Here is a 9,055-nt window from a genome sequence, read left to right on the forward strand (position 1 = left end):
CCCAACAAACATTCAATCTATGAATCCGACCTCCGGCTCCAGGCGGACCCCGGTCTCCTCATAGACCGTCTCCTGGATCTTCCGGATCAGTCCCCGGACGTCGGCGCAGGTAGCGCCGCCCCGATTGATCACGAAGCCCGCGTGCTTCTCCGACACCTGGGCCCCGCCCACCGTCAGGCCCTTCAGGCCGCACCGGTCGATGAGGGTCCCGGCGAAGTGGCCCTCCGGGCGCTTGAAGGTGCTCCCCGCGCTGGGCCATTCCAGGGGCTGGCTGGCCCTGCGCTTCGCCATCAGCTCCCGCATGGTCTCCCGGATCGCCGCCGGATCGCCGGGGGACAGATGGAACACCGCGGACAGCAGCACCGCTCCCGGGCGGTCCGTGAGGAAGCTCCGGCGGTAGCCGAAGGCCAGCGCCTCCCCGGACAGGGTCTCCACGCCCTCCTCCGGGAAGAGCACCGTCACGCGGCCGACCACCTGCGCCAGCTCCCCGCCGTAGGCCCCGGCGTTCATATACACGCCGCCGCCCACCGTGCCCGGGATGCCATGGGCGAACTCCAGGCCCGTCAGTCCCTGGCTGCAGGCGAAGTCCGCCAGCCGGGCCAGGGGGACGCCGGCCTCCGCGACGAGGCTGCCCGGCTCCTCCCCCGCCTCCAGGCGGCTGAGGCGGCCGGTGCCGACGATCAGCCGGTCCACCCCCTCGTCCGGGGCCAGCAGGTCCGTGCCGTTGCCGATCACCAAGGGCCGGGCCCCGCACTCCCGGGCGATGGACAGCAGCAGCACCAGCTGCTCCCCCCTCTCCGGGAACGCCATCCGCTTCGCCGGGCCGCCCACCCGGAAGGAGGTGTGCTTCGCCATCGGTTCCTCTTCCAAAAGCGGCACGTCCGGCAAAAGCGCCGCCGCTCGTTCGTCAAGCTGTTTCACCCAATCCATACAAGGGCCTCCCTGCTGCCGATCTCGATCTTCCGATAAGTCCGCTCTCCGCCGCCGCGCGGCGGGCGCAATCCGTCCGGCGGGCCGGGGCGCTCCCGGTCCGCCGGACATGCGGGGCCCCGAGGCGGCAAAGCCGCCGGGAGGCCCCGAGCCATGCAAGGGCACGCGCCTCAGAGCACCCGGCCCAGCATGGCCGCGCCGATGATGCCCGCGTCGTTCCCCAGCTCCGCCGTGACGACCCGGGTCCTCCGGCCCCCGTGGCTGGCGAAGGACTCCCGGTCCACGATCTCCCGCACCGGCTCCAGCAGCAGACGCTCCGGCGCCCCCGCCACGCCGCCGCCGATGGCCACGACCTCCGGGCGCAGGACGTTGATCAGGCTCACCAGGCCGCTGGCCAGATAGCCCGCGTACTGCCGGCAGACGGCCAGGGCGGTCTCGTCCCCCGCCTCCGCCGCCTGGAAAGCCGTCCGGCCCTCCACGCCGCGCTCCGCGGCGAAGGCGTGGAGCGCGCTCTCCGGATGGGCCTCCATGGCCCGCTCCGTCTGCTGGATCAGGCCGGTGGCGGAGGCATAGCGCTCCCAGCAGCCCCGGCGGCCGCAGTTGCAGGGCTCGCCGTCCTGGCAGATGACGATATGCCCCGCCTCGCTGGAGGCCGCGCCGCCCCGGAGCTTCCCGTCCAAGATCGCTCCGCAGCCCACGCCGGTGCCCAGGGTCACCACGACGAGGTCCCGGGCCCCCCGGCCCGCGCCGCTGAAGAACTCGCCCGCCGCGGCGCAGTCCGCGTCGTTGCCCAGCAGCAGCGGCAGGTCCAGATGGCGGCGGAACAGCGCCTCCAGGGGCACGTCCTCCATAGGGATGTTGGTGGTGAAGAGCACGTCGCCGCCGTCCACCGCGCCGGGCAGGCCCACGCCCACCCACTGGACGCCCTCCTGCCACACCTTCCCCGCCAGCTCCGCCAGGGCCGCCGCGAAGGGCTCCGGGCCCTGGAAGTCCAGGGGGACCCGCTCCGCCTTCACGATAGCGCCCGCCTCGTCCACGAGGCCCGCCTTCAGGTTCGTGCCGCCTACGTCGATGCCGATATACATGGCCCTGTCCTCCCTCACAGTTTCCCGTCCGCCCGGGCGTCCACTTTCTTCGCCAGCTCCTCCGCCGCGTTGTAGCCGAATTTCCGGTGGCGGTTGTTCATGGCCGCCACCTCGACGATGCTGGCGAGGTTCCGGCCCGGCCGCACCGGGATGGTGACGATGGGGACCTGGATGTCCAGGATGTCGATGAAATGATCCTCGATGCCCAGGCGGTCATAGAACTTGTTGCTGTCCCAGGGCTCGAAATTCACCACGAGATCCAGCTGGGCCTCGTTCTTGATGGCCCGGACGCCGAAGAGCTGGCGCACGTCGATGACGCCGATGCCCCGCAGCTCGATGTAATTGCGGATGACCTCCGGAGCGGTGCCCATCAGCTGGCCGGAGATGCGCCGCAACTCCACCGCGTCGTCGGCCACCAGGCGGTGGCCCCGCATGATCAGCTCGATGGCGGCCTCGCTCTTGCCCACGCCGGAGTCGCCGGTGATCATGACGCCCTCGCCATAGATGTCCAGCAGGACGCCGTGGCGGGTGACGCAGGGGGCCAGGACCTTGTTCAGGTATTCGATCGTGCGGCTGGTGAAGCTCACCGTCACCTCGCTGGTCCGGAGCAGGGTCTTCTGGTGCTCGACGGCGCTCTCGATGCACTCCGGGAAGCAGTCCAGGCTCCTGGCGATGACCAGGGCGGGGATGTCGTAGAGGAAGAGGTCGTCGAAGCACTTGCGGCGCTGGGCCTCGCTGAGCCCGCGCAGATAGGTGACCTCCGCCTTGCCGATGACCTGGAGGCGGCAGGGGTCGAAGTAGTCATAGAAGCTTTGGAACTGGAGGCCGGGCCGGTTCAGGTCCGGCACGGTCAGCACGGCCGTGCCGAAATCGCTCCCCTGGTTCAGCACCTCCAGGTTGAAGAGGGACACGAGATCCTTCACTTTCAGACCATTCTCACGCATGGTGTTTCTCCTTTTCCCGGCGGGGCCGCTCCCCTCCGGGCGATCCTTCGTTCACGCGTCCTTCGCGCGTCTATCCCCATTATATATGAAGTCTCCCCAACGCGCAACACTTTCCGGAAGAAGATGGACGGGGATCTCGGAAAAAAACTTCGGACATTTTGAAAATTCTTCTTGCATTTTCCGACCGATCCTGTTATTATAACATCCGTGCTTATGAAGATACGCACGCAGTACATGACAGCAGGGAGGTGCAATGGATGGCTAAGTGCGAGTATTGCGGCAAAGGCGTGACCTTCGGCATCCAGGTCTCTCACTCTCACCGGCGTTCCAACCGTCCCTGGAAGCCCAATGTGAAACGCGTCAAGGCGATCGTGGACGGTTCCCCCCGCCACGTGTATGTCTGCACCCGGTGCATGCGCTCCGGCAAGGTCACCCGAGCGGTCTGACCGCAGACGACTGGAGGAAAAGAGCTCCCGGACATCTGTCCGGGAGTTTTTTCGTCTGTCCGGGGCCGCTCATCCGGGCCGGGCACACCGTTCGAAGTCCAGCCGGAGGAGCTCCTTCCCGTTCGGGAGGCCGCGCGTCAGCGTCCCGGCCTCCTGATAGCCGATGGCGAGCATCGCCTGCCGCAGGGCCTGTCCGCTCACCCGACGATGGACCCGCTCCAGCCCGTCGAACACATGCAGGTACGGCGACTCCGAGACCCAGCCCTCCCCCGTGTCGATCTGGATCACGCAGGAGACCCAGCGGGGCCTCACCCGCCGCACCGCCCTCTGGAAGCTCTCACAGCCGATATACTCCACCAGCAGGTCCGCGATGAGTAGATCTGCCTCCGGCAGGGGGCAGGGCTCCTCCGTCAGATCCGCCCGCAGACACTCCAGCACCCCCGCCAGCTCAGGATATCTGGAGGCCGCCGCCGCAAGATACGAGGCGTTGATATCGACCCCGTAGATCGTTTCGAACTGCCCCTCCCGGACATGCTCCAGGCCATTGCCGCCCGCGATGCCCAGGATCATCACCTTGGGGGCGCGGTGCGCCTCCAATTGGCCCTCCATCATCTCGTTCAGGGCCTGCAGCTGCCCGACCTGCTCCAGGCCCATGTGCCCCTCGTGATCGCGCAGGGGGATCGTCTCCCAAGGGTGGTCCCGCATACCGCCGCCGCCTCAGGCCCTTCCCGCCAGCTTCCCGCTGTGCTCCGCCCGGAACTCCGCGAAGCGGCCCTCGTCCAGGGCCTGCCGGATCTTGGCGGTCAGCTCGTTGTAAAAATAGAGGTTGTGCAGCACCGCCAGCCGCAAGGCCAGGGTCTCCCCCGCCTTGAACAGGTGCCGCAGGTACGCCCGGGAGGAGCCCCGGCATACCGGGCAGCCGCAGCTCTCACTGATGGGCCGGTCGTCCATGGCGTACTTGGCGTTCAGGATGTTCACGACGCCCTCCCAGGTGAAGAGCTTGCCGTGCCGCCCGTTCCGGGAGGGCATGACGCAGTCGAAGAAGTCCACCCCCCGGGCCACGGCCTCGATGATGTTGCTGGGCGTGCCCACGCCCATGAGGTACCGGGGCTTCTCCCGGGGCATATGGGGCTCCACCGCCTCGATGATGTCGTACATCACCTGGGTGGGCTCCCCCACCGCCAGGCCGCCGATGGCGTAGCCGTCGCACCCCAGCTTGGCGATCTCCTCCATATGCCAGACCCGCAGGTCCGCGAAGGTCGCGCCCTGGTTGATGCCGAAGAGGAGCTGCCCGGGGTTGATCGTCCCCGGCAGGGCGTTCAGCCGGTCATGCTCCCGCTTGCAGCGCTCCAGCCAGCGCAGGGTCCGCTCACAGGAGGCTTTGGCGTATCCATAAGCGGCCGGGTTCTCCACGCACTCGTCGAAGGCCATGGCCACGTCGCTGCCCAAGTTGGACTGGATCTGCATGGACTCCTCCGGGCCCATGAAGATCTTCCGCCCGTCGACGTGGGAGGAGAAATAGACCCCCTCCTCCTCGATGCGCCGGAGGGGGGCCAGGGAGAAGACCTGGAAGCCGCCGGAATCCGTCAGGATGGGGCCGTCCCATCCCATGAACTCATGGAGCCCCCCCATCTGCCGGATCAGCTCGTCGCCGGGACGGAGGTGGAGGTGATAGGTGTTGCTCAGCTCGATCTGGCACCCCACCTCCCGGAGGTCCTGAGCGGACACGCCGCCCTTGATGGCGGCCTGGGTGCCCACGTTCATGAACACCGGCGTCTGGACCACGCCGCCGTGGGCGCAGGAGAACCGGCCCCGCCGGGCCCGGCCCTCGGTCTTCAGCAATTCAAACATGGGGCACCTCCCGGGGCAGACGGTCGAAAAACTCCCGGAGCGACGCCTTCTCCTCCGGCGTCAGCGCCTCCTTCGGCACCCCCTGCACGGCCCCCGCCAGGGCGGTGAGCCGGTGGAAGCAGGCGGCGGGATCCACCTGGGCGCGGATCTGCAGGAAGGCCCGCTCCGCCCCCGCGGACCGGAGCGCCTCGGGGCCGTCTATCCCCACCCGGCGGAGGTCCTCCGCCAGCTTGGGGCCGATGTTGGGGAGGTCGGTCAAAGTCATGGACGCGCTCCTCCTTTCAAGAGATGAACATGGCGTCGCCGAAGGAGAAGAAGCGGTACCGCTGCCGCACCGCCTCCGCATAGGCGGCCAGCACCGCCTCCCGCCCCGCGAAGGCGGACACCAGCATGATCAGCGTGCTCTCCGGCAGATGGAAATTCGTCACCAGGCCGTCCATCACCTTGAAGCGGTAGCCTGGATAGATGTAGATATCCGTCCAGCCGGACCTGGGCTCCATGTGCCCGTCCTCCCCCGCCCAGGATTCCAGCGTCCGGCAGGAGGTGGTCCCCACGCAGATGCACCGGCCCCCCGCCGCCTTGGTCGCGTTGATGAGCTCCGCGGTCTGCGGAGGGATGGTGCAGAACTCACGGTGCATGGGATGGTCCTCGACGGTCTCCTCCTTCACGGGGCGGAAGGTCCCCAGGCCCACATGGAGGGTCACATAGCCGATGCCCACGCCCTTCGCCGCCACCGCCTCCAGCAGCTCCGGCGTGAAGTGGAGCCCCGCCGTAGGCGCGGCGGCGCTGCCCGGGACCCTGGAGTAAACGGTCTGGTACCGCTCCTGGTCCCGGAGCTCCTCCTTGATATACGGCGGCAGGGGCATCCTGCCCAGGCGCTCCAAGACCTCCAGGAAGATGCCGGGATACTCGAAGCGGACCAGGCGTCCGCCGTCCGCCTCCTCCCCCACCACCTCGGCGGTGAGCTCGCCCTCCCCGAAGGTCATCCGGGCCCCGGTGCGCAGGCGCCGGCCCGGACGGACCAGGCACTCCCAGACGCCGTCCCCCTTGTCGGTGAGCAGCAGCACCTCACAGGCCCCGCCCCCCGGCAGCCGCCGGCCCAGCAGGCGGGCCGGCAGGACGCGGGAGTCGTTCAAGATCAGGCAGTCGCCGGGCCGCAGGGACTCCGGCAGATCATAGAACCTCCGGTGGGCGGTCTCCCCCGTCCGGCGGTCCAGGGTCATGAGACGGGAACGGTCCCGCTCCTCGATGGGGGCCTGGGCGATGAGCTCCTGGGGGAGGTCATAATAAAAATCGGTCGTCTTCATGTCATATCCTCAGCGAATCGTGATATCAGTATAGTAGAACTCCAGGATCTCCCGGTAGCTGCGGCCCTGCTCTGCCATGGCCTTGGCGCCGTACTGGCTCATGCCCACGTTGTGGCCGCTGCCGGTGCCGGTGATGGTGAAGGTCCCGTCGCCGGCCGGAGCGCCGTGGTCCTGCCCGCCGCCGCCGGAGACCGTGACGGTGCCGGAGGAGGTGGCCGCCGCGGCGGTATCCCCCCACAGCGTGCCCAGGGCCCCGCCGCCGGAGATCACCGACACGCCGTGCAGCGAGGAGAGCTGGTCCGTGCCGTTGACGACGAGGCCGGAGCCCCCCCGGCGGCCGTTGATGTCGAAGCGCATGCTGTTGACGGATTTTTGGTAGGTGCTGCTGTAGAAGATCATCCGGCAGTCGTCGCCGGTGAAGGTCTCCGTGCCGCCGCTGCCCACGAAGGTCACCCGCTTCACGTTCCCGAGCGGCGTGTGCTCCGAGACGTAGACGTCCTGGACCGTGCCCACGGGATGGCCCTTCTGGTCCAGGATCCAGCTCAGCTGCTCGGCGGTGTAGGTGACGGACCAGCTGTTGTTGGGGACGCTGGTCTGGGCCTCATAGGGGTCCATCTTCCCCTTCAAATATCCGGTCTCCGTGCCCCAGACGTTGGCCCCGTCCTCCGTGGCCCCGCCGTCGGAGGAGTGGTAGACCGCGTCCTGGACCAGGGCGCCGTCATAATAGATGCACTCCCCGGCGGTGGCCTCCACCGCCCGGTCGCTGGTATCGGAGGGGCCGGCCCCGCCGCTGCCGTGGCCGTTGTAGACCTGGCAGTCCACACCGCTGCAAACGTCGAAGCCGTTGGCGCCCAGGTGCTTGCTGTGGCCCTGGACGAAGGTCCGGGCGCAGACCGCCTGGGCCTCCAGCGCCGCCAGGGGCCACGCGCCGCCCATCTCATAGGGGATGACGCCCTTCACATAGCCCTCCAGATCGATCACGTTCACCACGTTCAGGCTCCCGCCGGTGACGCGGGGATACTCGAAGGCCCCGCCGTACTTATAGCCCTTGAACCACGTGGACGTGTCCCGCCCCGAGGGCCGGACGCCCAGCGCCAGCACGCCGCTGCAGTCGAACTCGAAGAGGATGTCCGTGGACCGCGTCCGGGTCACGATCACGCCGGTGGAGGAGGACCGCACGGCCCGCCCGCCCCAGCGCCCGGCGGCGTCCTCCGCCTCGGCCTGGGACTCGTAGCAGCCCAGCCGGACCACATGCTCCCAATCCACCCAGGCGGGCCAGCCGCCCTCGGCCCGGGCCCGGCTCAGCGCCTCGTCATAGGAGCGGAAGCCGTCGAGCTGGACGTGCCACTCCCCCAGGCTCCGGTAGCCGCCGGAGGGCACTGAGGGGGAATAGGTCCCGCTGCCGTCCATATAGATGGTCCCGGCGGCGGTCATGGAGATGGCGGTCTCCTCCGTCCAGCCCAGGGGGGTGAAGGAGCGGTCGTCCTCGAAATAGCCGAAGTCATAGCCGGACCCCACCGCGTTCTCCAGGTTCGCGGAGAACAGGGCCGAGGTGCCGTAGCGCAGGCCCACCTTCACCATGCCGTTGGTCACGGCGGAGGCCGGCGCGGCTCCGAGAGCAAAAAAAGTCACAACGAAGACCAGGGTCAGCAGTGTTTTTTTCATGGGACCTCCCAATATCCGTCGTCTTGACGTTCGTTCGAGATCATGCTACCATGACGTACAGCAGACATTTGTCCGCGCGTCAGGCACGATCGCCGCCGCATGCGGATATTATAATACAAAAACGCGTCCAATTCAACCAGGAAATCTCTTCGGAGGTCCCGCAACAACACAGCAGGAGGAACATATCATGGAACAGTACAAGGTCGGGGTCATCGGCTGCACCGGCATGGTGGGCCAGCGCTTCGTCACCCTTTTGGAGGACCACCCCTGGTTCCGTCTGACGGCGGTGGCCGCCAGTGCCCGCAGCGCCGGGAAGACCTATGAAGATGCGGCGGGCCCCCGCTGGGCCATGGCCTCCCCCATACCGGAGCAGGCCAAGGGCCTGGTGGTCCTGGATGCCGCCGCCGACGCGGAGGAGCTGGCCTCCAGGGTGGACTTCTGCTTCTGCGCCGTGGACATGGGGAAGGAGGAGATCCGGGCCCTGGAGGAGCGGTATGCCAAGCTGGAGTGCCCCATCGTCTCCAACAATTCCGCCCACCGCTGGACGGACGACGTGCCCATGGTGGTGCCGGAGCTTAACGCGGAGCACCTGGAAGTTATCGCGGCCCAGCGCGCGCGCCTGGGCACCAAGCGGGGCTTCATCGCCGTGAAGAGCAACTGCTCCCTCCAGAGCTATGTCCCCGCCCTCCATCCCCTGCTGAAGTACGGCGTCGACCGGGCGCTGGTCTGCACCTATCAGGCCATCTCCGGCGCGGGCAAGACGTTCCAGCGCTGGCCGGAGATGGTGGACAACTGCATCCCCTACATCGGCGGCGAGGAGGAGAAGA

10 protein-coding genes are annotated in these 9,055 nt (G+C 68.0%); 2 read left to right on the top strand and 8 right to left on the bottom strand.

What is annotated here, in order from left to right:
- Nucleotides 1-12: 12 nt before the first annotated feature.
- The 3 genes from murB to hprK all read right to left on the bottom strand — a co-directional run bounded on the left by murB (nucleotide 13) and on the right by hprK (nucleotide 2,959).
- Entirely contained in the window at nucleotides 13-930 is a 918-nt protein-coding gene (gene murB / locus QZ332_RS05765) for a UDP-N-acetylmuramate dehydrogenase (protein WP_295763486.1), read from the bottom strand.
- A gap of 170 nt (nucleotides 931-1,100) precedes the next feature.
- On the bottom strand, nucleotides 1,101-2,015 hold the full coding sequence (locus QZ332_RS05770; protein ID WP_295763488.1) for an ROK family protein: 915 nt from the start codon (nucleotides 2,013-2,015) through the stop codon (nucleotides 1,101-1,103).
- Nucleotides 2,016-2,029: 14 nt separating this feature from the next.
- Nucleotides 2,030-2,959 carry an HPr(Ser) kinase/phosphatase gene (gene hprK / locus QZ332_RS05775; RefSeq protein WP_295763490.1) on the bottom strand — a complete coding sequence of 310 codons (930 nt, stop codon included), beginning with the start codon at nucleotides 2,957-2,959 and terminating at the stop codon, nucleotides 2,030-2,032.
- Between the two features lie 257 nt (nucleotides 2,960-3,216).
- On the opposite strand from hprK, the gene rpmB reads away from it, so the two are divergent.
- On the top strand, nucleotides 3,217-3,405 hold the full coding sequence (gene rpmB, locus QZ332_RS05780; RefSeq protein WP_204789381.1) for a 50S ribosomal protein L28: 189 nt from the start codon (nucleotides 3,217-3,219) through the stop codon (nucleotides 3,403-3,405).
- A gap of 69 nt (nucleotides 3,406-3,474) precedes the next feature.
- Here rpmB and QZ332_RS05785 read toward each other — a convergent pair whose 3' ends face one another.
- Genes QZ332_RS05785 through QZ332_RS05805 form a run of 5 tightly spaced genes read right to left on the bottom strand, consistent with a single transcriptional unit; the run spans nucleotide 3,475 to nucleotide 8,228 of the window.
- Nucleotides 3,475-4,110, bottom strand: coding sequence for a class I SAM-dependent methyltransferase (locus QZ332_RS05785; RefSeq protein WP_295763492.1), 636 nt, complete (start codon nucleotides 4,108-4,110; stop codon nucleotides 3,475-3,477).
- Between the two features lie 12 nt (nucleotides 4,111-4,122).
- Complete coding sequence (gene tgt, locus QZ332_RS05790; protein WP_295763494.1) at nucleotides 4,123-5,256, bottom strand: tRNA guanosine(34) transglycosylase Tgt; 1,134 nt, start codon at nucleotides 5,254-5,256, stop codon at nucleotides 4,123-4,125.
- Nucleotides 5,249-5,521 (bottom strand): TfoX/Sxy family protein, encoded by a 273-nt coding sequence (locus QZ332_RS05795; protein ID WP_295763496.1) that lies wholly within the window; start codon nucleotides 5,519-5,521, stop codon nucleotides 5,249-5,251. Before QZ332_RS05795 ends, tgt begins: the two co-directional genes overlap by 8 nt.
- Nucleotides 5,522-5,537: 16 nt before the next feature.
- On the bottom strand, nucleotides 5,538-6,563 hold the full coding sequence (queA, locus tag QZ332_RS05800; protein WP_295763498.1) for a tRNA preQ1(34) S-adenosylmethionine ribosyltransferase-isomerase QueA: 1,026 nt from the start codon (nucleotides 6,561-6,563) through the stop codon (nucleotides 5,538-5,540).
- Nucleotides 6,564-6,572: 9 nt separating this feature from the next.
- The gene (locus QZ332_RS05805) at nucleotides 6,573-8,228 is read right to left on the bottom strand and encodes a SpoIID/LytB domain-containing protein (RefSeq protein WP_295763500.1); all 1,656 of its coding nucleotides are present in this window, start codon (nucleotides 8,226-8,228) and stop codon (nucleotides 6,573-6,575) included.
- Nucleotides 8,229-8,415: 187 nt separating this feature from the next.
- On the opposite strand from QZ332_RS05805, the gene QZ332_RS05810 reads away from it, so the two are divergent.
- A partial coding sequence (locus tag QZ332_RS05810; protein ID WP_295763503.1) for an aspartate-semialdehyde dehydrogenase occupies nucleotides 8,416-9,055 on the top strand: 640 nt, incomplete at its 3' end.

Origin of the sequence: uncultured Oscillibacter sp. (assembly GCF_910584465.1) — a bacterium.
In the GTDB taxonomy this organism is placed as follows: Bacteria; Bacillota; Clostridia; order Oscillospirales; family Oscillospiraceae; genus Oscillibacter.

Excerpts from the sequence above, each read along its gene's own strand:
- murB (WP_295763486.1), bottom strand. The coding sequence starts at position 930 with ATGGATTGGGTGAAACAGCTTGACGAACGAGCGGCGGCGCTTTTGCCG.
- rpmB (WP_204789381.1), top strand. The coding sequence starts at position 3,217 with ATGGCTAAGTGCGAGTATTGCGGCAAAGGCGTGACCTTCGGCATCCAG.
- tgt (WP_295763494.1), bottom strand. The coding sequence starts at position 5,256 with ATGTTTGAATTGCTGAAGACCGAGGGCCGGGCCCGGCGGGGCCGGTTC.
- QZ332_RS05785 (WP_295763492.1), bottom strand. The coding sequence starts at position 4,110 with ATGCGGGACCACCCTTGGGAGACGATCCCCCTGCGCGATCACGAGGGG.
- hprK (WP_295763490.1), bottom strand. The coding sequence starts at position 2,959 with ATGCGTGAGAATGGTCTGAAAGTGAAGGATCTCGTGTCCCTCTTCAAC.
- QZ332_RS05795 (WP_295763496.1), bottom strand. The coding sequence starts at position 5,521 with ATGACTTTGACCGACCTCCCCAACATCGGCCCCAAGCTGGCGGAGGAC.
- QZ332_RS05770 (WP_295763488.1), bottom strand. The coding sequence starts at position 2,015 with ATGTATATCGGCATCGACGTAGGCGGCACGAACCTGAAGGCGGGCCTC.
- queA (WP_295763498.1), bottom strand. The coding sequence starts at position 6,563 with ATGAAGACGACCGATTTTTATTATGACCTCCCCCAGGAGCTCATCGCC.
- QZ332_RS05805 (WP_295763500.1), bottom strand. The coding sequence starts at position 8,228 with ATGAAAAAAACACTGCTGACCCTGGTCTTCGTTGTGACTTTTTTTGCT.